Annotated in this window: 20 protein-coding genes; 4 read left to right on the top strand and 16 right to left on the bottom strand. The window is 42.0% G+C overall.

The features are described 5' to 3' along the window. Positions 1–53 precede the first annotated feature (53 nt). Positions 54–794 carry a lysophospholipid acyltransferase family protein gene (locus A0765_RS07685; RefSeq protein WP_005590662.1) on the bottom strand — a complete coding sequence of 247 codons (741 nt, stop codon included), beginning with the start codon at positions 792–794 and terminating at the stop codon, positions 54–56. Between the two features lie 156 nt (positions 795–950). Between A0765_RS07685 and A0765_RS07680 the strand changes: the two genes are divergently transcribed. The 3 genes from A0765_RS07680 to A0765_RS07670 all read left to right on the top strand — a co-directional run bounded on the left by A0765_RS07680 (position 951) and on the right by A0765_RS07670 (position 4,382). Next, on the top strand, positions 951–3,290 hold the full coding sequence (locus A0765_RS07680; protein ID WP_062005775.1) for a cation-translocating P-type ATPase: 2,340 nt from the start codon (positions 951–953) through the stop codon (positions 3,288–3,290). Positions 3,291–3,382: 92 nt separating this feature from the next. After that, positions 3,383–4,129, top strand: a complete 747-nt coding sequence (locus tag A0765_RS07675) for a tRNA1(Val) (adenine(37)-N6)-methyltransferase (protein WP_062005773.1) — start codon at positions 3,383–3,385, stop codon at positions 4,127–4,129. Beyond that, positions 4,119–4,382 (top strand): GIY-YIG nuclease family protein, encoded by a 264-nt coding sequence (locus tag A0765_RS07670; protein ID WP_062005772.1) that lies wholly within the window; start codon positions 4,119–4,121, stop codon positions 4,380–4,382. The genes A0765_RS07675 and A0765_RS07670 overlap by 11 nt, the downstream gene beginning before the upstream one ends. Positions 4,383–4,421: 39 nt before the next feature. On the opposite strand, the gene lacD is transcribed toward A0765_RS07670, so the two are convergent. The 10 genes from lacD to cshA form a co-directional block, all read right to left on the bottom strand. Continuing rightward, positions 4,422–5,402: a tagatose-bisphosphate aldolase gene (gene lacD / locus A0765_RS07665; RefSeq protein WP_062005770.1), complete on the bottom strand. Its 981-nt coding sequence runs from the start codon at positions 5,400–5,402 to the stop codon at positions 4,422–4,424. 1 nt (position 5,403) lies between these two features. Continuing rightward, a complete protein-coding gene (locus A0765_RS07660; RefSeq protein ID WP_062005767.1) occupies positions 5,404–6,333 on the bottom strand; it encodes a tagatose-6-phosphate kinase in 930 nt (309 codons plus the stop codon). Positions 6,334–6,343: 10 nt separating this feature from the next. Then, complete coding sequence (gene lacB, locus A0765_RS07655) at positions 6,344–6,859, bottom strand: galactose-6-phosphate isomerase subunit LacB (RefSeq protein WP_005590668.1); 516 nt, start codon at positions 6,857–6,859, stop codon at positions 6,344–6,346. A 148-nt stretch (positions 6,860–7,007) separates the two neighbouring features. Beyond that, complete coding sequence (gene lacA / locus A0765_RS07650; protein WP_005590669.1) at positions 7,008–7,433, bottom strand: galactose-6-phosphate isomerase subunit LacA; 426 nt, start codon at positions 7,431–7,433, stop codon at positions 7,008–7,010. A gap of 145 nt (positions 7,434–7,578) precedes the next feature. Beyond that, on the bottom strand, positions 7,579–8,475 hold the full coding sequence (locus A0765_RS07645; protein ID WP_062005765.1) for an aldose 1-epimerase family protein: 897 nt from the start codon (positions 8,473–8,475) through the stop codon (positions 7,579–7,581). Between the two features lie 157 nt (positions 8,476–8,632). Beyond that, positions 8,633–10,108: a PTS galactitol transporter subunit IIC gene (locus tag A0765_RS07640; protein ID WP_062005763.1), complete on the bottom strand. Its 1,476-nt coding sequence runs from the start codon at positions 10,106–10,108 to the stop codon at positions 8,633–8,635. Between the two features lie 52 nt (positions 10,109–10,160). Then, a complete protein-coding gene (locus A0765_RS07635) occupies positions 10,161–10,466 on the bottom strand; it encodes a PTS sugar transporter subunit IIB (RefSeq protein WP_005590672.1) in 306 nt (101 codons plus the stop codon). A gap of 20 nt (positions 10,467–10,486) precedes the next feature. Then, positions 10,487–10,963, bottom strand: a complete 477-nt coding sequence (locus tag A0765_RS07630; RefSeq protein WP_048763634.1) for a PTS sugar transporter subunit IIA — start codon at positions 10,961–10,963, stop codon at positions 10,487–10,489. Positions 10,964–11,287: 324 nt separating this feature from the next. After that, positions 11,288–12,034 carry a DeoR/GlpR family DNA-binding transcription regulator gene (locus A0765_RS07625; RefSeq protein WP_005590674.1) on the bottom strand — a complete coding sequence of 249 codons (747 nt, stop codon included), beginning with the start codon at positions 12,032–12,034 and terminating at the stop codon, positions 11,288–11,290. Between the two features lie 287 nt (positions 12,035–12,321). Continuing rightward, positions 12,322–13,896 carry a degradosome RNA helicase CshA gene (gene cshA / locus A0765_RS07620; protein ID WP_062005761.1) on the bottom strand — a complete coding sequence of 525 codons (1,575 nt, stop codon included), beginning with the start codon at positions 13,894–13,896 and terminating at the stop codon, positions 12,322–12,324. A 357-nt stretch (positions 13,897–14,253) separates the two neighbouring features. On the opposite strand from cshA, the gene A0765_RS07615 reads away from it, so the two are divergent. After that, positions 14,254–14,604: a hypothetical protein gene (locus A0765_RS07615; RefSeq protein WP_062005759.1), complete on the top strand. Its 351-nt coding sequence runs from the start codon at positions 14,254–14,256 to the stop codon at positions 14,602–14,604. A gap of 297 nt (positions 14,605–14,901) precedes the next feature. Here the strand turns inward: A0765_RS07615 and pyk are convergent, their stop codons facing one another. The 5 genes from pyk to ppc form a co-directional block, all read right to left on the bottom strand. After that, positions 14,902–16,407: a pyruvate kinase gene (gene pyk / locus A0765_RS07610; RefSeq protein WP_005590680.1), complete on the bottom strand. Its 1,506-nt coding sequence runs from the start codon at positions 16,405–16,407 to the stop codon at positions 14,902–14,904. Between the two features lie 52 nt (positions 16,408–16,459). Then, the gene (gene pfkA / locus A0765_RS07605) at positions 16,460–17,470 is read right to left on the bottom strand and encodes a 6-phosphofructokinase (RefSeq protein ID WP_005590682.1); all 1,011 of its coding nucleotides are present in this window, start codon (positions 17,468–17,470) and stop codon (positions 16,460–16,462) included. 84 nt (positions 17,471–17,554) lie between these two features. Further along, entirely contained in the window at positions 17,555–20,665 is a 3,111-nt protein-coding gene (locus A0765_RS07600; RefSeq protein WP_062005758.1) for a DNA polymerase III subunit alpha, read from the bottom strand. A 323-nt stretch (positions 20,666–20,988) separates the two neighbouring features. Further along, positions 20,989–21,993 (bottom strand): catabolite control protein A, encoded by a 1,005-nt coding sequence (gene ccpA / locus A0765_RS07595; protein WP_005590686.1) that lies wholly within the window; start codon positions 21,991–21,993, stop codon positions 20,989–20,991. 227 nt (positions 21,994–22,220) lie between these two features. Beyond that, a complete protein-coding gene (ppc, locus tag A0765_RS07590; RefSeq protein ID WP_062005756.1) occupies positions 22,221–25,067 on the bottom strand; it encodes a phosphoenolpyruvate carboxylase in 2,847 nt (948 codons plus the stop codon). Positions 25,068–25,106 lie beyond the last annotated feature (39 nt).

Genomic DNA, 25,106 nt, shown 5'->3' with positions numbered 1-25,106 from the left:
CGCATAAAAAAATCAGCTCCCAAGCAAGATTGCTAAGGAAGCTGATTCGTATCTTATTTTCTATGCTTATCTGGATCCCAGACAAAGCTTGCAAGGAAACTAAAAATGAAGGTCAAAATACCAATCAAAGCTGCTGGGATAAAGGCAATTGCTCGTAAAATCCGCCAGAAGATATTTGGTTTTTTACCTGTCTGGTAGGGCGCTACTTCTGCATCCAAGCGGTCAAACTCTGCCTGAATCCGGCGAGCTACTTCCTCAACTCCTTCATCATTCATCTTTTTGATATCCGAAATATCAATTGGATTACCGAAGTTCATATCCACGCGCTCCCCAGCTGCCAAGCCTTTGAGGCTCATGGGACCAGCATAGACTACAGGCATGATACGGACCTTAGCCATCTTAGCAATCACTGCCACTCCTCCCTTGACATCCGTAGAATGACGGCTGCCGCTCGGGAACATAATCAGAGAGCGATTGCTCTTTTTCAGCATATTGACAGGGTATTTGATAGCTGACGGGCCAGGATTTTCTCGGTCGATAGGAAAGGCACCACACATGCGAATCCACCAGCCGAACACCCGATTTTCAAAGAGCTGTTTCTTAGCCATGAAAATAAACTGCTTGGGCTTGGTCGCAAAAGCCATGTAAACTGGATCCCACCATGTTCGGTGAGGAGCCACTAAGATATAGTTTTCATCTTGTGAAGGAATCTTCTCTTTATTATGGTAATGGGCATTGCCATTCAAAGCCCAGAGAATAAAAATCACCAGACCTCGCAAATAGGTATAAAACATAAACTCTCCTTATTTAAACTGTGATTATACTTGCGATCTTTTACATCCTTTCCCATTATACCCTATCCCCTTGTAGTCTGCAATATTTTTCCAAACTTTGGCTGTAACAGCTGATTCTGATAGCCATTTCCATAAAAAAATGGTATCATTAGTCTCATGAACAAGAAAGAATTAATCGGTTTAAACCAAACCCAAGTAGATGAAAAGATTTCGCAGGGCTTGACCAACGATTTTACAAGTGACACCAGTACTAGTAACTGGCAAATCGTTAAGCGGAATGTTTTCACCCTTTTTAATGCCCTTAACTTTGTTATTGCTGTAGCCTTGGTCTCTGTCCAAGCCTGGAGCAATCTGGTCTTCTTCGCAGTCATCAGCTTTAACGCCGTCACTGGTATTATTACAGAGCTGCGAGCCAAACACATGATTGACAAGCTCAATCTGGTCAGCCGAGAGCTGGTCACAGTCATCCGAGACGGCCAGGCAGTCAAGATTCAGCCAGAAGAAATTGTACTGGGCGATCTGATCAAGCTGTCAGCCGGCGAGCAAATTCCCAGTGATGCCCGTGTAGTAGAGGGTGTTGCCGAGGCCAATGAAGCCATGCTGACAGGGGAGAGTGACTTGGTTCTCAAGGAAGAAGGCGCTGAACTGCTGTCTGGTAGCTTTCTGGCCAGTGGGCAGATCTATGCTAAGGTGCATCATGTCGGCGCAGACAACTATGCCAACAAGCTCATGACTGAGGCTAAAACTCTCAAGCCGATCAACTCGCGCATTCTTTACAATCTTGGGAAAATTTCCCGCTTTACCGGAAAAATTATCATTCCTTTCGGATTGGCACTCTTTTTTGAAGCCCTGATGATAAAGGGACTGCCTGTCAAGAACTCTGTCATTACCAGCTCGACAGCCCTTTTGGGTATGCTACCTAAGGGAATCGCCCTGCTGACAGTCACGTCACTCCTGACAGCTGTCATCAAGCTCGGCATGCGCAAGGTGCTTGTTCAGGAAATGTATTCTGTTGAAACTCTGGCCCGGGTAGATACTCTCTGCCTGGACAAGACCGGGACAATTACCCAAGGTAAGATGACTGTTGAAGCCTTGCATAGTCTGTCAGATAAGTTTTCTGATGAGACAGTCGGTCAAATCTTAGCAGCCTACATCCAAACCAGCGAGGATAATAACCCAACTGCTCAGGCTATCCGCAAGGGCTACGGCCATCTGGACCATGCCTATACTAGCGACAATGTCATCCCATTTTCTAGTGACCGCAAATGGGGCGCTATGCATTTATCCAGTATCGGAACCATCTTTCTGGGAGCGCCCGAAATGCTGCTGGACAGCAATCCTGCAGCGGTTAGAGAGGCTCAAAAACGCGGATCGCGGGTTTTGGTGCTGGCTCACAGCGACCAAGTGCTAGACAAACACAGTATCCAACTGCCTGAAGATATGACTGCTCTGGCTGTTCTGGAAATCACTGATCCTATTCGCGAGGGAGCGGCTGAGACACTGGACTACCTGCGCTCTCAAGATGTTGATTTGAAAATCATCTCTGGTGACAATCCTGTGACCGTTTCGCATATCGCGAGCCAGGCTGGATTTGCCAACTACGACAGCTACATCGACTGCTCTAAAATCAGCGATCAAGAACTGGTTGAGCAGGCAGAAGAAACAGCCATCTTCGGCCGAGTTTCTCCTCATCAGAAGAAGCTACTCATCCAGACTCTTAAGGCCGCCGGTCGTACAACAGCCATGACAGGAGATGGTGTTAATGATATATTGGCCTTGCGTGAAGCAGACTGCTCCATCGTCATGGCCGAGGGCGACCCCGCAACTCGGCAAATTGCCAACTTGGTCCTTCTGAACTCCGACTTTAACGATGTCCCTGAGATTCTTTTTGAAGGCCGCCGAGTCGTTAACAATATCGGCCGGATTGCTCCGATTTTCTTCATCAAGACCATTTATTCCTTCCTCCTAGCTATCATCTGTATCGCCAGCGTCCTGCTAGGCAAGCCGGAATATCTATTGATTTTCCCATTCATCCCGATCCAAATCACCCTAATTGACCAGTTTGTCGAAGGTTTCCCACCCTTTGTCCTCACCTTTGAACGCAATATTAAGCCGGTTGAAAAGCACTTCCTCAAACGCTCCCTGCAGCTGGCTCTGCCAAGCTCCCTCATGATTATCTTCAGCGTGCTATTTGTTCGCATCTGGGGCAGCAGCCATGGCTGGAGCGACATTGAAATGGCCACTCTGACCTACTACTTGCTAGGCAGCATCAGCTTCTTGTCCGTCATCCGGGCCTGCCTGCCACTCAACCTCTGGCGCGCTCTTCTGATCATTTTTTCAGTCGCAGGCTTCTATCTATCAGCCTTTGTCCTGCAACACCTTTTGGAAATTGCAACGCTGACAGCCGCAACCTTGCCAGTCTATCTGATTCTCATGGTTTTCTTTATCGGAATTTTCATCGCTTGCACCATCAAGCAAAAATATGAATTCAACTAAAATTCGCACCTGACAGACATAGTCAGGTGTTTTTTCCTATAAAATTTCTCTTTCTTCTTTGGAATAGCACTTAATCATGCTATAATGTTGGTATGACAGAAGCAAAATTAAAAGACGGGGAAAGAGTCAACCAACTCTTTTCCACTGATATAAAAATCATTCAAAATAGCGAGGTTTTTAGCTATTCAGTCGATAGTGTCCTGCTTTCTCGCTTTCCAAAATTACCCAAACGAGGGCTCATCGTTGATCTCTGCGCTGGAAACGGGGCTGTTGGTCTCTTTGCTAGCACACGGACTCAGGCCCAGATTCTAGCGGTGGAAATTCAGGAGCGTTTAGCCGATATGGCCCAGCGTTCCATTGAATTAAATCACCTTACTCAACAGATGCAGGTCATCCATGACGACTTGAAAAATCTAGGCGCCCATATATCTGGCAGTAAGGTTGACATCATTCTCTGCAATCCTCCCTATTTCAAGGTTGATGAACATTCCAATCTCAACGGCAGTGAACATTATTTGTTGGCGCGTCACGAAGTTGCTACGAATTTAGAAGAAATTTGCACGATTGCCCAGCGAGTTCTCAAGTCCAATGGTCGCTTAGCAATGGTTCACCGTCCTGACCGATTTTTGGATATTTTAGAAACTATGAAAAACCATAATCTAGCGCCCAAGCGCATCCAGTTTGTCTATCCCAAGCAGGGGAGAGAAGCAAATATGCTCTTAATCGAGGCTATCAAAGATGGTTCACCAGACGGCCTGAAAATCCTCCCGCCCCTCTTTATCCACGAGCAAGACGGCAGCTATACACCAGAAATTCAAGAGATTTACTATGGAAAATAAAGCCTATATGTACGTCCTTGAATGCGGGGATGGCACCCTCTATACAGGCTATACCACCAATGTAGAAGCTCGTCTAAAAACACATCAGTCTGGAAAAGGAGCCAAGTACACCCGTGCCCGATTGCCCGTCACACTCATCTATCAAGAGGAACATCCCGACAAATCTGCAGCCATGTCGGCTGAAGCCCTCTTCAAAAAGAAGAAACGAGCTGAAAAACTAGCTTATATAGAAGAAAAACGTAGTAAGTCCTGAAACTTACTACGTTTTTTGATTTCTACATTCAAGATTAAATTAGATGCGTTCTTTCCATGAAGTCGCTGTTGTTTGAAGAACCTTGTTGAGTTCATCAATGTTCTCAAATCCAGTTGTGCGAAGCCATTCACGAGCTGCCGCCTCACCGTCTTTGATGTAGGCTTCAACTGATCCAGCCCAAGTTGCACGTCCACAAAGAACACCATTGAAGTTTGCGCCTGATTCATGGGCAAATACAAGTGTTTCTTGAAAGAGTTTAGCTGACACTCCCGCACTCAAGTAGATGTATGGCAGGTTAGTTGCTTCATCTTGCGCTTTGAAGAAGGCTGCTGCTTCTTCACGAGTATGCACGATTTCACCATCGCCAAAACCTTCAACGTATTTAACATTGACTGGAACTTCTACTTTCAAGACATCGATGTTAAAGCGTGGGTCTGAGAAGACTTTCATGGCACCGATAACCTTGTGTGGTTTTACTTTAGCGTATTCAGCAGAACCTGCGTCAGCGATTTTTTCATCGTAAGCCAAGATTTCAAGGAAGAATGGAATGTCTTCTGCCACACACTCAGAGCCGATGCGTTCGATGTAGGCTTGTTTTTGTTGGTTGAGTTCGTCAGAGCTGTCTACGTCATAGTAAAGCAAGAACTTAACAGCATCCGCGCCTTGTTCTTTGATACGTTTGGCAGACCAAACATCCAAGCAGTCTGGCAAGCGTTTGGTGCTAGTTGTGTCATAACCTGTTTTTTCATAAGCAAGGAGAAGCCCTGCATTTGGTGCAAGTGCTTTTGTAGCTGGAAGTCCGTACTCAGGGTCAAGAAGCATAGATGAAGCGTATTTAGTCAATTCATCTGCTACCAAGACTTTAAGTTCTTCCATTTGAGCTACTGTTGGTTCTTCTGTTTGGTGTTGAGCCATGAGGCGTTTCAAAGCACCACGTTGGTCAAAGGCAAGAGCTGAGATAATGCCGTTCTCGTCAGAGAGTTTTTCTAAATATTTACGTTTTTGTTCTGTTAAAGCCATTTTATACCTCTTTTACTATTAATTGATCATATAGAGCTTGATAGTTGGCCATATTGACATGACCTGTCATTTTTTCTTGAGCATTGAGCATACCAAGGACATTTGCCTTGATGAGAAGTTCTGCATCTGATTCCTTATGAAGAAGTCCTGATGAAATGCCTGCAACAGTAGAATCTCCAGATCCGACAGGATTGACTACCTGAATTCTTGGAATATCTACCTTGTAGAAAGTATCATCATGTTTGGCAAAAGCTCCATTAGCACCAAGTGAAACGATAACCCACTCAATCCCTGCAAATAAAGGTTCTTGAAGAACTTCTTTTAATTCGTCCAAATCCTCCGAAACTTCTTTCCCAAGAAGTTGAGATAATTCTTCGTTATTTGGTTTAATTACTGTTGGTTTATGTGGTGATTCAAGAACTGCCTGAAGGGCAGCACCTGAGCAATCCAGAACAACTGGTTTTCCTGCGCGATTAGCAAGTTCTACCAAGTTTGCATAGTAGTCAACTGGAAGACCTGCTGGCAGACTACCAGAGATAGCCACTACTTCCACAGTGTCAAGAAGATTTTCAAAATGAGCCAAGAAATCTTGACCTTCTTGTTCCAGAACTTCGGGCCCTTTCTCAAGAATTTCTGTTTGGTTGTCTCCGTGTAGGATAGCGATACAGTTACGAGTTTCTCCTTGAATGGAGAAGAAACGTTTCGTTACTTTATCATCGATATGTTCTACCAAAAACTCACCAAGTTTACCCCCAACTAAACCAGTAGCAGCAACAGAATCACCAAATTCTGAAAGAACTCGTGTAACATTGAGACCTTTACCACCAGCTGTCTTGGTCACGTCCACCACACGGTTGACAGTGTCAATTTTCAATTTATCCAAAGGATAAGAAATATCAATGGATGGATTCATTGTGACTGTTAAAATCATGCGTCACCTCTTAGTCGTGGTATTCACCGCGATCCCATTTTTCAAGGAATTCTGTAAAGAAGTTTGCATCTGCTTGATGAGCATTGTGACTTTCAACGTGCTCGATTTTCGCAATTAATTTTTTGTTTTCTTCAGATGGTTTGTATTCAGCATTGATGAAAGCTTCGATGATATCACACATGAGCAATTCACCAGTGATTTTTCCACCAAAACCAATAACGTTGGCATTCAACTGTTCTTTAGCGTAAAGAGCTGTTGTCATATCACGAACCAAGGCAGAGCGTACACCTGGAACTTTGTTGACAGCGTTATTGATACCAACTCCAGTACCACAGATACATACCCCAAGATCAGCTTGACCGCTAGTTACAGCTTCCCCCACTTTTTTACCAAAAATTGGGTAGTGTGTACGAGCATGGTCGTAAGTACCAAAGTCAATGACTTCATGTCCCTTTGATTTCAAAAATTCTGAAACCGCCATTTTTTCATCTGTTACGATGTGATCACATCCAATTGCAATTCTCATTAGTTATTCCCTCCGATTAATTATATAAATCTCATATCATTTATCCTTACTCAAGAAAAATCAAGATTAGCTTAGGAAGCGAGCTGCGAGCATAACTGAAGTTAGCTAAAGGGAGCTGACGACAGATTATCTTGATTTTTGAAGAGTATTAGCACATTTTGTTCAACATATCGACACGAATCTGGTGACGACCACCGTCGTATTTACCATTAACAAAACCTTTAGCAATGTTTTTCGCCAATTCATCACCAACAGTTTCTGCTCCCATAGTAATCATACGTGAGTTGTTGTGTCCACGAGTCATATAAGCTGAACGTTCATCAGATACTTCTGCGGCAACCATTCCTTTAATCTTAGTTGCAACCATGAACGGACCAGCACCATAGGCATCAATCACGATACCAAGGTTTTGTTCTTCTTTGTTTACTTCTGCAGCAACAGCAAGAGTCACATCAACAAAGTCTTGACCTTCAGCCGTAACATCCACTACGTGGAAGTTTTCTTTTTCCAAGAAGTCTTTCACAACTTCTTTCAATCTCAAACCTGCAGCATCTGCACCAATGATAATAGACATATTAAGTCCTCCTTTAATTTTCTATATAATGAACTAAAATGTTTTAAAACATTAAACGTTATTTGATTCACAAGTTTATAATACAACATTTTGTGTTCGTTGTCAACATTATATGTTTGTTTTTAAACATTTTTAAAATTTTTCTTTAAAAAATAGTAATATCAAATCCAATTTCTTCTTTTTCTCCTGCTGGGAGTAGACGGACATTTTTCTTGCTTTCTAAATAATCTCCCTCTTCTAACGAGGTCGACAAGCCTGACCAAGGTTCCAAGGCTATAAATGGTCCTTTGTTAATAGTTGACCAGATGATTAGATTTGGAAATTCTTGAAAATCCAAACGTAACCCTTTATCATGATTCCGAGAACGAAGAGCAACAGTCCGCGATTTTAGCTCATCAAGAGTCACTGCATCTTTAGCAAAGATAGCATAGCCCAAATTTAGTTCTTTTTGATGATCTAGGAAACTTGAACGTTCGAGAAAGTTCAACATACCAGTTTCAGGATAAGAGAGAGGAACACTGCAGGTTTCTTCCTCTTCAAACTCCAAATAGTAATCCTCATACTTTTCATCATCAAATAAAGGGCAGTTAAATCCCGGATGACCTCCGATGAAGTACGGCATAGCGCCACTATCTCCACGATTTTCTACGATATACTGGGTACGAAGCTTCTTACCAGTTAAGCTATAGCGAATCGATAAGCGGAAATGATAGGGATAGTTCTGAAACATCTCCTCTGTGTCCTCAATAGCAAAAGTCACACTCGTATCCGTTTGTTCTACTAATTCAAATTCTTTCTTGCGAACGAGCCCATGCCGAGGAATGACTCCACTCGCTTCTTGACCATCTTTTAATACATAGTGAGCGGTGTCATTGCGCAAACTCCCACAAATGGGGAAAAGAACTGGAGCTTGACCACTCCAATAGGTCGCATCTCCCTGCCAGAGGTATTCTACACCATCCTTATCCTTGATTGAAGAAAGTGCTCCTCCCAATTTCTCAAACTGCACTGTCAATTCATCATTTTCTAGCGCGATCACCATCCAAATCTCCTCTCTACTTCAGAGAAAAAGGCAGGCTTCTGACTTCTCTCTGCTTTGTATTCATCACATAGGAAAAGCTAGATTATCAACATTCCCATTTGGAAATGGACAATCTAGCTTCCCTAGTCTTACAATATTTAACAATAGTTAACGGATATTATTTTGCTTTTGCTGCATATTCTGCATTCCGTTTGATCATTTGCTTTCTGTACCAAGCAAAGATTCCAATATAAGCACCAAGGAAGACAATAGCACCAATGATAGCTTTAATATCACCTGTAGTAGTATTACCAATAGTCCAGCCCAAGAGTTTTTCGATTGGTCCTTCAAGTGTTGAGTGAGTGATCAATTGAGACTGGCTAACTCCTTCGGGGAAGGCACCTACGCCTTTAGCAAGTTCTGTTGCAAATGGTGCAATCAGTGTACCTGATAGAAGGAAGAGTGGTAACAAGAGAGTTCCAAAGACAATCATACGAAGCAATTTACCACGAGTAACAACCAGAAGGGCAGGTGTCACACCCATGGCGATGATACCAGCCAATGGCAAGATACCATTTCCTACATTAGAAAGCAGAACTGCTTCAATCAACATGATTGGTGCAAGCACGTTAGCGCAGGCCCAGATTTCTGCACGACCAGCGATAAATGGCCAGTCAAGACCGATGTTGAATTTACGCCCTTGAAGACGTTTTGTTGCTACGTTTGTAATACCTTGTGAAAGTGGTTCAACGGCTGCGATAAACCATGATCCGATAAGTGAGAAGAGCTCCAAGCAGACACCGGCAGTCAAACCAAGAGACAACCATCCTTTGATAACAAGTGACCATTTTGCTGCTTCGGCAACGTCAGACACTGGGTGCGGAGTTCCCATGATACCGATAACTACACCAAGAAGGAAACCGATGAAGAATTTAGATCCCCAGAAACCAATTTTCTTGTTCAAAGCGGCAGCATCAAAGTCATATTTGTCCAACCCAGGGAAGAATTTGTCAAAAATCTTATCCAAAACCATGATAACAGGGTTCATCATGTAGTTCATGTGAGTTGAAGTCATTGGTGATGAACTTGGTGCATTCAACAAATCATCAAAAGTAGGTTTCATCAAGTCAGAGTTGATAATCTTCAAGACACCAACCAAGACAACTGCTAAAGTTGCAATCAAGAGTGACACAGCAGGACTTACATGGCTCTTATCTGCATACCATTTGATGAGCAAGCCAGTAATTGACAAGTGCCAGATATCAAAGATATCCACGTCCAATGTATCTGTTTTTTTCATAGCTAACATTGCCACATTGACAATGAGCATGATGAGCAAGAAGTACAAGGTCCATGGAGAACCCCAAGTGATGGTTGCAAGTGGTGCCCAACCAACGTCTGTGATATTCAACTGGATACCAGTGTTTTCAACGAATTTAGCAAGTGATGCTGAGAAAGCTCCGTTGAGCATACCGATGATGGCACCGATACCAGTAAGAGCGATGGCAAGTTTGATACCACCTTCAAGCGCTTTGGAGAATTTCACTCCAAATAGTAAGGCCAATACTGTCAAGATGATCAGCATGATGATAGGACCACCCATTTCCAAGACTGGCTTGAAAATCTTATTGGCTAGGTCAATAATGACATCCATAATAATTCCTCCCTTTTTTTGTTATATGAATGTTAACAAGATAAAGAATAGATTAACTTAGTCCGTGCTCTTTAATTGCTGCTTCAATATTGTCAAACACTGGAGCGCTCATTGCAGGAATACGGAACAAGATTGGCCCAGCTTCGATAACTGGGATTCCTGGTTCAAAACCAAGATCTGTTGCAGCGATTGGCGTGAAGATATCATAACCTTGCATTAGATCTTCATTGACATCCTTAACCATCACGGCATCACAATGTACATCATAACCGCGGTTTGACAACTCTTCCTCAAGAGCACTCTTGATTTGGTGACTTGAGTTTACCCCTGCTCCGCAGGCTGCTAAAATTTTAATCATAATAAAATCCTCCGATTTATTTATTTAATAACTTTTGAAATATATTGGAACAACTCTTCTTTTGAGTTCAAAGAAGCTAAACCAGCTAGATTTCCTTCGCTAGTGAAGAAATCCATTAACTGTGCTAAGATATTGGTCTGGCTTGAGCTAGAGTTGTTGATAATAAAGAACAAGAGAGACACTTCAACGGTTTGCGTAGGAGAAATCATATTGTGGAAGGTTACAGGCTGATCTAGCTTAACAACTACCACATTTTCAGTCAAATTATGCGCAATATCCGTATGAGGTATGGCAACATTCGGCAAGTCCTTGCCTAAAAATTCCATATCCAATCCAGTTGGAAACGCCTTTTCTCTTTCAAGTAAAGCGTTTCGATAAGAAGAAGTTACAACTTCTCTTTCTTCTAATAAATCAGCTACTTGATGAAAAAGATCTTCTTGATTTTCCGCATGTAAACAAAACACTAGATTTTCATCAAATAATTGGGCAAGCGCCATTTTATCATCTCTCCTTTTGTTTCTTTTTGTTCGTTTAATTAATTATATCATTATGTGATAGCGCTGTCAATAGTTTGTTTTGTTATTTTTTGTTTATTTACCTAATAACTTAAAATTTTAATGTTCATATGAAGATAGAACATTTCATCATTATGCATGGCTGAAGAATAACACGAGTCATAAAAATATCCTTAGCAAGTCTAAGTTGATATACAAGAACTTTTCGTCCGCTATTAAATGCAATTCATTTGAAACAAGAAATAAAAGCTACGAAATTCGCAGCTTTCAGAATCTAAAATCAACATTCATGACAACGCGACCAAATCAGAGAACCTTGGTGTAAGAACTATATTTTGCTCTCACTTTCGGAGAGATATGGTCATCCGTTACAATCGCGTCAATATTGTCCAAACGGTAAAAACTATAGAAAGAATAGCTATCAAATTTGCTATTATCTGCAACAATGTATTTTTCAATTGCATTGTTGAGAATAATGGCATTCCCATTCCCCTCTTCTTCATTGGCAGTCGTCACATTGTGGCCGTCAATTCCGTTCACTCCAATAAAGGCCTTTGATACCTTGATTTCTCGTAAAAGTTTATTGGCAAACTGCCCCACAAAAGTCTGGGTCTTGACCCGATAGCGTCCTCCGATCAAAATCAAATCAAAATTAGGGTAATCCTTCAATTTTTCGAAAATAGGGAGTGAATTGGTTACAATACTGATATTTTTCCCCTCTAAATAATCGCCGATAAAATCCGTTGTAGTACCCGATCCGATAAAAACTGTATCTCCTTCAGCAATCAAATCAGCACATTTCTTAGCAATCAGCTTCTTTTCTTCGATATTTAACATCGTTTTTTCAGAATGCGAAGCTTCATTCAAGCTATCTTTCACCTTTTTATGAGCCCCACCATGCACCCGAATCAAAAGTCCTTGCTTCTCAAGATCAATCAAATCTCGCCGAATGGTCATATCTGTTACATTCAGCAATTCCTTCAGATTTTTAACAGACACAACTCCCGTCTGGTCCAGCTCTTGTAAGATCACTTTATGACGACTTTCCTTCATGTACAATCCTCCTTGTTGTTGATGTCTAGAGACGTCTCATCAAAGTTTCCCCTTTGATTTCTTAGGTTCCTTGGACACCTCAAATCACTTTAATGTCCATGCACCATTGCTTATATCATTATACTACAATTTTCTCATATAAACAAAAAAATGTATACTTTTTTTCAAAAAAATAGATTATTGTTTGTTTATGCGTTTTCATTGTGCTATTTTCAAACAAATCTTGAAAGATCTTCAAATTATTTTCAATAGAAAAATCCGATATCAGCTGACATCGGATTTTCTGTTTATTTATCGCCTTTATTACGGATAACAAAGCCGGTTTTCTTTTCGCTGGAAGTGCGTTGTGGGCGTTTATTTCCTCTGCTTTCGAAGTCGCGACTCTTCTTGTTTGACTTACGTTTAAAGTCACGGCGACCGCCCTCTCGATCTTCACGTCCGCCACGGCGGTCACGGCCTTGGTCGCCTCGACGGCCGTTGCCACGACCACTCTTACCTTTTCCACCAAAACCGCCACCAGATGCTTTAAATGGCAATGGTTTTTCACGGGCAATTTCTACTTCAGGAAGGGAATCTGGATCCTGCACCGTCAAGCTGAGGATATACATAGCCAGCTCTTCTGGGCTGAATTCTGCTGCCAGCTTGCGGGCATCCTTACTGAATTTCTCAAAGTTAGAACGGATGCTTTCGTCAGCAAAATCGCGTTCAATCTTCTTAAGGGCAACTTTTTTCTTAGCTTGGAAAGCTTCCTCTGCAGTCGCTGGCTTGAGGCCTTTCATACGCTTCTTGGTCAGATTTTCGATAATCTGCAGATAGCCCATTTCATTTGGCGCTACGAAAGTGATAGACTGACCTGACTTACCAGCACGACCAGTTCTACCAATCCGGTGAACATAACTTTCTGGATCCTGAGGAATATCATAGTTGTAGACATGGGTCACACCAGAAATGTCCAATCCACGCGCGGCCACATCTGTCGCCACCAAGACATCCAGATTGCCGTTTTTAAAGTCTCGGAGAACGCGGAGACGCTTGCCTTGATCCAAATCACCATGGATCCCCTCTGCACGGAAGCCACGGATTTTAAGACCACGAGTCAGCTCATCGACCCGGCGCTTGGTCCGCCCAAAGACGATAGACAGCTCTGGCTGCTCCACATCCATCAGGCGGGTCATGGTATCAAATTTTTCATTTTCTTTGACACGGATATAATACTGGTCTACCAGCTCCGTTGTCAGCTCTTTAGCAGCAATCTTGACATGCTCAGGCTCCTTCATGAACTTGACACCGATGCGCTTGATAGCATCAGGCATGGTCGCTGAAAAGAGCAAGGTCTGACGTTCTTCTGGCACACGGGAAATGATAGACTCAATATCTTCCAAAAAGCCCATATTAAGCATTTCATCCGCTTCGTCCAAGATTAAGGTTTCAATCTGATTCAGCTTAAGCGCCTTGCGTTTGATCAAGTCCAAGAGACGGCCAGGTGTTCCTACGACGATATGAGCACCAGATTTGAGGGCCTTGATTTGCTTTTCGATGCTGGAACCACCGTAGACAGAACGCACCTTGACACCCTTGCTGCGGCCAAAACGGAAAAGCTCTTCCTGACTCTGCACAGCCAATTCACGAGTTGGAGCAATAATCAATGCTTGCACAGCAGGATTATCTGTATCAATCTTCTCCAGAGTCGGAAAGCCAAAGGCTGCTGTCTTTCCTGTCCCTGTCTGGGCCTGACCAATGACATCCTTACCTGCCATAGCAAGCGGAATCGTCTGCTCTTGAATAGGACTCACTTCTACAAAGCCAGCTTTTTCAATCTCTGCTAGTAATTCAGTAGATAAATGTAATTCATTAAATTTCAATGTTCTTCTTCTTTCTAAAGGCGGTGCGAAGCCACCTTATAAGGCTTTTGATACTCAACTATCGAAACATACCAAGTTCTTTTCCCTTACTAAATCTCGATTTTTTGAGAGTATTCGCTCTTCTCTTCATAAATATGGTCTCTCAAGTCTAGGCACTAAAAAAGCGCCGACTCGGTCGCTAGTTCCCACTGAATAGAAAAACTGTATTTCTGCAACTAATCTAGTATACCACAAAAGTACCTAAAAAGATAGGACTTGCTTGTAAAATATTTTATTAGAGCTTTCTTTTGTAAAAAATGAAAACTTAAAAATCATTTTCAAAAACATTATAATCTATAAAGAAGAAAGGAGACAGGTATGAATAAATTTTTACGAGTGACTTTCATTTTACTGATCTTAGCTATGTTGGGCGCGTCTATAATCCAGATTTTCCAGCCCCAGCTCTTGGGCAATGAGTCCATCTATGGTCTAGCTCCCTACTGGCAGCGGGAAATTGGTTTCTGGAATCTGGCTATTCTTCCTTTAGTCATTGCCGCCAACATAAAGTATGATTGGTTCTATCTGCGTATGACCTTGCTAGCACTAATTCTGGGCGGACTGGGCTTTGGCACCAATCATCTGCTAGGCTATCTGGAAAAAGCGAATCAAGCGAATCTATTAGGCTGGATTGAAAATTACCTACTCGTCTGCTGCTGGATCATCGGTTGAGTATTAGAATCTAGAAAAGAGAAAAAGTGATATAGAGAGTATCCATTATTAACCAATAATATAACGATAATCCATAATTATCATCTTTACACTATTGGTTCTTTGACTCCTTATTAACTGTGGTCGATTGAAAAGTCAAAAATCTGGAGAAGATCATAAGGTTCTTCTCCTTTTTGATATGCAAAATGTTAATATTCTTATTTTGAAGTTTTCACAATTACGAAATCAATTAAAAATTCTAGAACAAAAAAAAACCGATAGAATGGATCTATCGGTTTTTGCATACTATGAAATAAATTAACGTACTGTACGGATACGCATTGTGTTTGTACGAACAGCTTCGCCAAGTGGCACACCTGCAACAATAACGATATCGTCACCAGATTCTACAAGACCTGCTTCAACTGCTTTACGTTCAGCAATTTCGAACATGTCATCAGTTGATGAAGGTGCTTCTGTCAACATTGGGATAACACCCCAGTTCAACATCAAGCCACGTTCTGTCAATTCATCGAATGTCAATGCCAAGATATCAGCATTTGGACGGTATTTAGAGATCAAACGAGCAGTGTGACCAGTCTTAGTCAAAGTAACAACCAATTTGATATTCATTGAGTTAGTAGCATCTTTAACAGCTGAAGCCATAACTTCTGTCTTAGAGTTACGTTCGAAAGTATCTGAGTTCAAACGTCCGTATTCGTTAAGAAGAGTTTGAGCGTTCTTATCGATTGTAGCCATTGTAGTTACTGACTCAAGTGGGTATTTACCATTTGCAGACTCACCTGAAAGCATTGTAGCGTCAGTTCCGTCGATAACAGCGTTAAATACGTCTGATACTTCTGAACGAGTTGCACGTGGTTTTTCAGTCATTGTTTCAAGCATGTTTGTTGCTGTGATAACAACTTTACCAGCTGCATTGACTTTAGTAATGATCATTTTTTGGTAAACTGGAACCATTTCGAATGGTACTTCGATACCCATGTCACCACGAGCGATCATGATACCGTCAGCAGCTTCGATGATTTCATCCAAGTTGTCAATACCTTGTTGGTTTTCGATTTTAGCGAACAATTGAACATGTCCGTTACCAGTTTCTTCACAGATTGCACGAACTTCGTTAACGTCTTTTGCAGTACGTACAAATGAAATCGCGATGAAGTTGATACCTTGTTCAAGACCGAAGCGGATATCGTCGTTATCGCGCTCAGCAAGAGCTGGGAAAGGAATTTTAGTGTTAGGGATGTTTACACCTTTTTGTTTAGCGATAACACCGTCATTTTCAACTTCAACTACAAATTCACGGTTTGCATCGTCTTTTTCTACAACGCGAAGACCAAGTTTACCATCGTCAACCAATACTTGGCGACCTACTTCAACATCGTCGTAGATATCAAGTCCACCAGCAACGTTCAAAGCAATCACATCGCGAGTTGATTTGATTCCTTGTTTTGTCGCAACGCGAATTTTTTCACCAGTTTTGTATGAGTACTCTTTTGCGTCACCTTCGAACAATTCTGTGCGGATTTCTGGACCTTTCGTGTCAAGAAGGAAACCAACTTTTTTACCAGCGATTTCTTCCGCACGTTTAACAGTTGCCATACGCTCACCTTGTTCTTGGTGGTCACCGTGTGAGAAGTTGAAACGGAAAGTGTTTGCTCCTGCTTCAATCAATTTTGCAATATTTTGAGCTGAAGCTTCAACGTCCAGTTTTTCACCCCAGTATCCGTCTTCACCGAATTTTTTACCGCCACGGATTTCTACCGCAGGACCTAAAGTTGCAACGATTTTTACGCGTTTGTTCATGATATTAAGAAACTCCTTCTACTATTTGGGGATTTCACCCCTGATTGACCAATTAAATATTAATGCTGCGATTAAGCTCTGCTAAGCCGATATCAGCTTTATGTGGATTGTTGACAACGATTTTGCCGTCTGCAGTCAGGCTAAAGAGTGCGCCTTCTTCAGCAGTTCCCAAGATTGGGCTTTCCACCATTTTTTCATTACGGATACCTACGGCAACACCACCGATACCTTCTTTAAGTAGTTTAACGGCATGCGCTCCCATACGAGAAGCCAATACACGGTCGCGAGCAGTTGGTGAACCACCACGTTGGATGTGACCAAGTTCAGTCACACGGAGATCGCTAGTATCACCAGCTTCTTTCAGCTTTTTACCAAACTCATCTGCTGACATAACACCTTCAGCAAGAACAATGATATTATGCTTCTTACCTTTTTCATAGCCACGTTTGATGCTGGCAACGATATCTTCAATCTTGAAGCCTTCTTCAGGAATGATAATTTCATCTGCACCTGTAGCAATACCTGCCCAAAGTGCGATATCACCAGCGTTACGTCCCATTACTTCAACAACGAAAGTACGACGGTGACTGGATGATGTATCACGGATTTTGTCGATCGCGTCCATTGCAGTTGTAACAGCAGTATCAAAACCGATAGTGAAATCTGTTCCGACAATGTCATTGTCAATAGTTCCAGGTACACCAACAGCTGGGAAGCCATGCTCTGTTAAGCGCATCGCACCATGGTAAGAACCGTCTCCACCGATAACAACTACACCTTCAATACCGTGTTTCTTCAGTTGTTCGATTCCCTTTAATTGCCCTTCAAGTTTTGCAAACTCAGGGTAGCGTGCTGAATGAAGGAAAGTTCCTCCACGAGAAATAATGTCTCCAACTGAAGTCGCATCAAGTGGATAAATATCACCAGCAACCATTCCAGCGTAGCCGCCATAAATCCCATAAACTTCCATTCCTTCGGAAATTGCTTTACGAACAACTGCACGAATAGCAGCATTCATACCAGGGGCATCTCCACCACTGGTCAAAACAGCAATACGTTTCATTTCGTAATGTGCTCCTTTATCTTTTTAACATTCTTATAGATTATACCACAATCAGAATAAAAATTCTCTTATTTTCCTGATTTTTTACCGAAAAACCGTTTTCATGCTGTAATTTTCTAGTTCAGCTTGAAGTTGGTCTGATTTTTGAACTTGAAAGCCTGATGCAGGAACCGTTTTCTTCTCATTCTCATAGCGTAGCACCACGGGAATATCCCCTGGGTATCGCTGCAGGATCTCCGCAATCTGCCTGTCATGACTAGTATCAGCTAATTGGATCCAAAAGCGTTCCGAGCTTGCTTTTTCCACCTCTGCTAGAACCATTTGTAACCGGCCATCCCTCTCCTGAATTTTTCCAGTCAGATAGTAATAGCCTTTTTCTTGGATTAGTTGAGCAAAGCGGCGATAAACTTCAGGGAATAAAGTAACATCTAACTTTTTCTTGGTATCCGTCACTTGCATAAAGGCCATGTTTTCACCATTTTTTGTGCGAATCACCTTGATAGACTGGACTTCAACTAGAATGGTCGCCTTACTATTATCGGCCAGCTCTTCAATCCAGACAAAAGAACGATTGGCTTTCTTGGCTAGGCTAATGAGTGGATGGTCACTAAGTCCAATTCCAATCAAGGCTTGCTCCTGCTCAAACTTTTCTGCAGCAGTAAAATCCTCGGCATCCGTCCATGAATAGCTAGTATCAGCAAATAAACTTCCCAGCTCATCTGCAAAGACAAAAAGATTCGGTAGATTGTGCAAAATCTTCTGCCGATTGGGCTCAAAAACATCAAAGAGCCCCAATTGCACCAAAGGGCTTAAAAGTGGCAATTTATGATAATTCTGCGGCAGGCGTAAGATAAAATCTTCCACACTGCTGAAGGGATTCTTTTGACGCTCTTCTATGATCCAGAATGCAAAATCTCTTGGTAAGCCCTTGATATTTTTCAGGCCAAGATAGATTTTTCGCTCCTGAAACTTATCTTTATAGGGAATGTTATGGATGGTCAAGGGAGCTAGCTCAAAGCCAAAGCCGAGTGCATCTGTTATATAGTCCGAGCTAGAATAATTAAGCATGACATCAAAGAAGATGTCTGGATAGTGAGCCTTGAAATAGGCCAGCTGAAAAGCTAGAGCCGAGTAAGCATAGGCGTGGCTACGGTTGAAGCCATAGCCGGCAAATTTCTCCATGACCGCAAAGACTTCCTTGGCTTTAGTCTCTGAGTGCCCCAATTTGACAGCTCCCCTGACAAATTCTTCCTCCATTTTATGCATTTCAGCAGCATTTTTCTTGCCCATCGCCCGTCGTAAAATATCGGCCTTTCCCAAACTAAAACCACCAAAGCGCTGGGCAACCTGCATGACCTGCTCTTGATAAAGCATGATGCCATAAGTTGGAGCCAAGATATCCTCCAAGCTCGGATCAATCATCTCCACGCGCTCGCGACCGTGCTTGCGCTTGACAAAGTTATCAATATAGTCACTAGCTCCAGGACGATTGAGAGAGGTGGTAGCTACTACTTCTTCAAACTTTACAGGTTGGACTCTTTTCAAAAGACTGATGGCACCCGCTTGTTCAAACTGGAAAATACCCTTGGTATTACCCGCTGCAAAAAGGCGCAGAGTTTCCTCGTCCTCCAAGTCAATACCAGCAATATCAATATCAACTCCGTATTTGTCTAGAGCTGCTTCTTTCATCCGCTGGACAAAGGTTAAATTGCGCAGGCCCAGAAAGTCCATCTTAAGCAGTCCATTGCTTTCGACACCGTGGGCATCGTACTGGGTGAGATACATGTCTTCCCCATATTTTAAGGGAATTTGATTGGTCAAATCATCGTCACTCATGACGACACCAGCAGCATGGATTGAGGTCTGACGTGGATTGCCTTCGATTTTTTTGGCAATTTCAAAGGCCTTCTGGTATTCTAGTTTGCTATTGATAATCTGACGAAAAGCTATATTTCGCTCATAAGCAGTGGTTAAGTTGTCTCGAAAGCCGATTTTTTTGGTCATATTGGTCAGCTCGTACTCTGGCAAACCAAAGCGCTTAAAGACATCTCGGATGGCCTGCTTGGCTCCAAAGGTTGAGTAGGTCACAATCTGAGCCGCATGCATGCTGCCGTAGCGATCTCGGACATAGCGGATAAACTCCCGCCGATACACATCGGGAATATCAATATCAATATCGGGCATGGTATAGCGCTCCAGATTTAGGAAACGTTCAAACAGCAGATTCTTTTCTACGGGATCAATGCCTGTAATTCCCAGAATATAGGCCACCAGACTGCCAACTGCAGAGCCACGTCCCATCCCCATGTAATAACCTTGACTGCGGCCAAAGCGCAGCAAATCCCAGACAATAAGGAAATAATCATCAAAGCCCATCTGATGAATGACATCCAGCTCCTGATCCAGCCTTACTTGATAGACTTCCCCTGCAAGTCCCCGCTTGGCCAATCCCATCTCAGCCAATTCTCGCAGCTCCTCTACAGCTGGCCGCTCTGGATTGAAGCGTGGAAGCTTCAAGTCAGTATTGATTTCATAATGAACATTAGCTATCAATTTCTCCAAGTTGGGCAAACTCTCTGGAAAGTTTTCAGCGAAAGCTTCTTCTAAAGAGGCTGGCGCTAATAAAAATTCATGGCTCGACAGATGACCGACCTCCCGCAAGCTAATGTTATCCCGAATCGCCCTCAGCATTTGCAAGGTTTCTAAATCTCCTTGCTCAAAGTAACGAACCGTGTGCAAGGGCAGGAATGGCCTGCTTAATGCCTGTCTTGGCGTATCTGGAAAGACTCCAACATAAAAGTCTAAACCAAGATCTAGTTGATCCACGCCCTCAAAAATTGGCACAATCAGAGCCAGCCCTTTAAAAAGATGTTGAAAGTCTTCCCAATTTTGACGATTCATCATTTTCAGAGTCGAAATCTTCATCAAATTGCGATAGCCCTGACTATCCAAGGCCAACAGTCTCAGATTGAGAGGATTTCCATCTTTATAAATTTCCATTTCTAGACCTAGCAAGGGTTGAAGTCCTGCCGCTTTTGCCTCCTCTAGAAAATGATAAGCCCCATAAAGATTGTCCACATCCATCATGCCTAGACTTTTGTAGCCCAAGTCCTTGGACCGTTGAACATATTTTTTGATAGAGACTAAACTATCCATAAAACTATAAACAGTCTTGGTATCTAGTTGTGTAATCACAAAATTCTCCTTGATACAGCTACGATAAATGATGCCTACTAGTAAAAAGAAGACAGAAAAAATGCGTTTCCACTTCTTAATTTTTTCGTTTTACTGAAAATCTATCCCAAGCTCTAACTAGCCTATTTCTTCTTAACCTTCGTCAGTCAAGTAAGTAGAACAAGAACTAATTTCAGCATTCCTGCTTCTATTATACCTAAATTTCTGTAAAGAAGAAACTCAGAGTCTCTTATATTCGGCGACTGTGTTTAACCAAAATAAAAAAACGAGACAGAACTAAATTCTTTCAAAATTTAATTCTGTCCCATTCCGTATCAATTTTATTATTTACGAGTTGATTTACGTTCATTGATCGTATGAGCTAGGAGAACTTCGCGCTCTTCCAACTCTTCTTTATGCATAATCTTCGTCAGCATCCGCATACTAATCGCACCGATATCATACAGAGGTTGTCCAATAGTAGACAGATTAGGGCGAGTAAAGCGAGCAATTTGCGAATCATCGCTAGTAATGATTTCAAAGTCTTCAGGAATACGAACACCTCGATCAGCCAAACCATTAAGCAAACCTGCTGCCAACTCATCTCCGGTCACAAAAGCCGCCGTTGCCTTTGAAGCAATCAGACGTTCAGCTAGATGATAACCGTCATCGTAGCTATACTTAGACTCGAAGACCAAGCCTTCGCTATATGAAATTTTCTTGCCCTTCAGAGCTTCTTTGTAGCCAGACAAGCGGATTTTACCATTGATATCATCTACCAAAGGACCGCTGACAAAAGCAATTTTCTTGTTGCGTTTAGCCAATAGTTCCACAGCATCAACGGTTGCCTGTTTATAATCAATATTGACACTTGGCAATTGATGCTCTACATCCACCGTTCCTGCTAGAACCACTGGTGTCCGTGAACGTGAAAACTCTGAACGAATTTTCTCTGTCAGATGGTAGCCCATAAAAATAATACCATCTACTTGCTTAGAGAAAAGGGTATTAACAACCGAAACTTCCTTGTCATCATCTTCATCGCTGTTTGCTAGGACGATATTGTACTTATACATTTCGGCAATATCATCGATCCCTTTAGCTAAAGTAGAAAAGTAACTATTCGTGATATTAGGAATTACAACACCAACTGTGGTCGTCTTTTTGCTGGCCAAACCACGGGCAACTGCATTGGGACGATAGTCAAGACGTTCAATTACTTCTAGTACTTTTTTTCGTGTATTTTCTTTTACATTCTTGTTACCATTTACAACTCGGCTGACTGTCGCCATTGAAACTCCCGCTTCACGGGCGACATCATAAATGGTTACTGTGTCGTCTGTGTTCATATAGTTTCCTTTCTTTTGTTGAAAATATCGTTTTCATTTTTCTACACTTATCATTGTATCACTAATTGTAAACACTTACAAGTATTTTAGCGCACAGATATGAAAACTTTTTCATTTTTTATTTACACGAATCGCAGGAAATGAATTATTGACTCAAAATAGTTTAAACTCAATAAAAAATCGGCTCAAAAGCCGATTCTTTTATATCATTTAAAACTGCTTATACATCAACCAGAATTTCGTAGTCCTGTCGCAATTCCATTGATGGTAATGTGGATCAAACGTTCTTGTTCTGGTGAAAGTTCTCCTCGCCGCTGACGCTTGATCAGCTCAAGCTGGATATAGTTCAAAACATTGAAATAAGGCATCCGATAGTTCAAGCTATCCTTGAGATAGGCATTTTCTGCTAAGAGCTCGTCATGGCCTTCAATCGCCAAGATAACATCCTTTGTCAGCTGCCATTCGTCTAGGATTGTATTGAAAATATCGCGTACATTTTGGTCTTCACAAAGTTGCGCATATTCAAAAGCGATATTCATATTAGATTTGGACAGCACCATATCAACATTTGACAAGAGGGACTGGAAGAATGGCCATCTCTGATACATAAATTGAAGGAAGGCCAGATTCTTTTCAGGATCTTCATCGATAAATTCTTTGAAGCTAGAGCCAACGCCATACCAACCAGGGAACATAACCCGACTTTGAGACCATGAGAAGACCCAAGGAATGGCTCTCAGGCCGCCGATTTCAGTTATCGTTTTACGGGCCGCTGGACGAGAACCGATATTAAAGCTAGAAATGGCCTTAATAGGACTAGACTCAAAGAAGTAATCGTAGAAACGTTCGTCGCCAAAGACTAGATCGCGATAGATTTGGTAGCTTCGATCGACCACTCGATCCATCACTCTCTCGTATTCATTGCTCGTATTACTATCACTCTTCTTATAGCTTATCATACGGTTAATAGCTGCCGATACGAGCATTTCCAGATTGTAGTAAGCAGCGTCCTTATTACCATATTTATTGCCGATAACCTCACCCTGCTCTGTCAGGCGGATACGATCATTGATACTTCGCAATGGTTGCGAAGTGATTGCCTCATAGGTTGGGCCACCGCCACGACCGACAGTTCCTCCACGACCATGGAAGAAGGTAATCTTGACGCCAAACTTATCACCAATAGCTGTCAGTTGTTGCTGAGCCTTATAAAGTGTCCAGCACGATGATAAATAGCCACCATCCTTATTACTATCTGAGTAGCCCAGCATGATTTCTTGGTAGTTGTTTTTAGAAGCGATCCATTTTTGAGCAATTGGCAGAGACAGATATTTCTCCATAGTATCGCAGGAATTATCCAAGTCCTCAATCGTTTCAAAAAGTGGAACAATCTGCACACGCGCACCTTCCTCATCAATCAAGCCAACTTCCTTGAGCATAATTGCCAACTCTAGTAAGTCTGATACGCTAGTGGAATGAGAAATAATATTTTGCTTGATAACATCTTCGCCAATCGCATCCTTAAGCTGACGAGCCGTCTTGAAAATCTCTAATTCCTTTTGTAGAAGTTCAGATTTAGGTGCATGAGTGGCTGACAGGATCCGTGGATCCTCCAGAAGCTGCTTGAGAAGGACTTGGCATTTTTCTTCCTCTGACAAGCTGCTATAATCCTCCACAATATTAGCAGAAGCCAAGAGCTCAGCCACACAAGCCTCATGGACACTAGAATCCTGACGCATGTCAATGCTGGCTAAGAAGAAACCAAAAATGTCAACTGCTTGTAGCAATTCAGTAAGTTCTCCAGTCACCAGGGCTTGTCCATTGTGCTCCAGCAAAGAATCACGAATAACAAGGAGATCTTCCTTAAACTCTTGTGCATCTTTATAAGATGGAAGTTGTTCTTTTCGTAATTCATCTAAACTACCACTAAGTTTAGACTGGATATAATTTGGAATAATTTCCCTACCATTATGGCTAACCGAGGTAGCAGCATTTGCATGCAGGACTGCTTCAGCTTTATCAGCCAAACGGTGCCCTTCACCAGAAAAATTACCTTCTTTCAGATAAAGTAAGGTCTGAATCAACTTGGACTGAATGTAATGAAAAGCACGGCGATAAGGCTCATTTTCCCGATAAACAGACTTGTCGCTTGACAAAGCTGCCATCTTTGCTACAGCTTCACTGGTTTTTGAAAGATTAGTAGATAGGGAGAAGTTACGATAGAGCGTATAAACCTTGTCAATGTAGTAGTTCAGAATAACTTCGCTCTGTACCGTTGCAGACAATTTCAGAGTTTCAGCGGTTACAAATGGATTTCCATCACGGTCACCACCAATCCACATTCCCATGGTGATTGGTTTAGGATTTTCCAAATGGATTCCTTTTTCTTCTGCTAAGCGTTTATACTCTAGCATCAGGTTCGTGATTGCTTGAAGAAAAGAACTGTTATAGTATTCCATAACGTTAGTGATTTCATTGGTAACCTTAAGTTTCTTTTCCCGAATCATATCAGTCTGCATCATCAGCTCGATATAGCGACGGAGATTGGCTAACCATTTCTTTTCGTTCACCAGACCAGCCTTAACATCACGATGCTGGCGCAACAGTGTGTGAATATGATTGGTCAAATCCAACATGGTCTTGCGCTGAACCTGAGTCGGATGAGCAGTCAAAACGGGAACAACATTTAGATTTTCCAAGATTTCTTGTGCATTTTCTCGTGTGGAAACCAAATCAATCGTCGTCGAAAGCTTACCAAGGTAATCTTGGTCGATATTATTTTGATGATTGATCTCATAAGCCAAGTCAACATCTTCAGAAATATTGATGAGTAGAGGTAAAATAGCAAAATAGCGTGAGATATAGACCATATCATCCGTGGATAATTCTTCTACTACTGCTTTCAGCTCTTGGTATTTAGATTGGACTGCTAGTTCTTCAATCATGGAGATTTTAGCAAAAGTGTCAGGACTGAGAATATCCCGGGTAATATCTACCAACAAGTCCGTTAAAATAGAAACTTCTTCTCGAATCATTTCTTTATTGCTATAATTTTCTAATTTTGTAAATGACATTATTTACACCTTTCTATTGTTGAAGAGCTAACATACAAG

It is taken from the genome of Streptococcus cristatus (assembly GCF_001588905.1).
GTDB lineage: Bacteria > Bacillota > Bacilli > Lactobacillales > Streptococcaceae > Streptococcus > Streptococcus cristatus_N.
The sequence above is the reverse complement of the archived record's forward strand: the minus strand, read 5'-3'. Positions and strand labels throughout refer to the sequence as shown.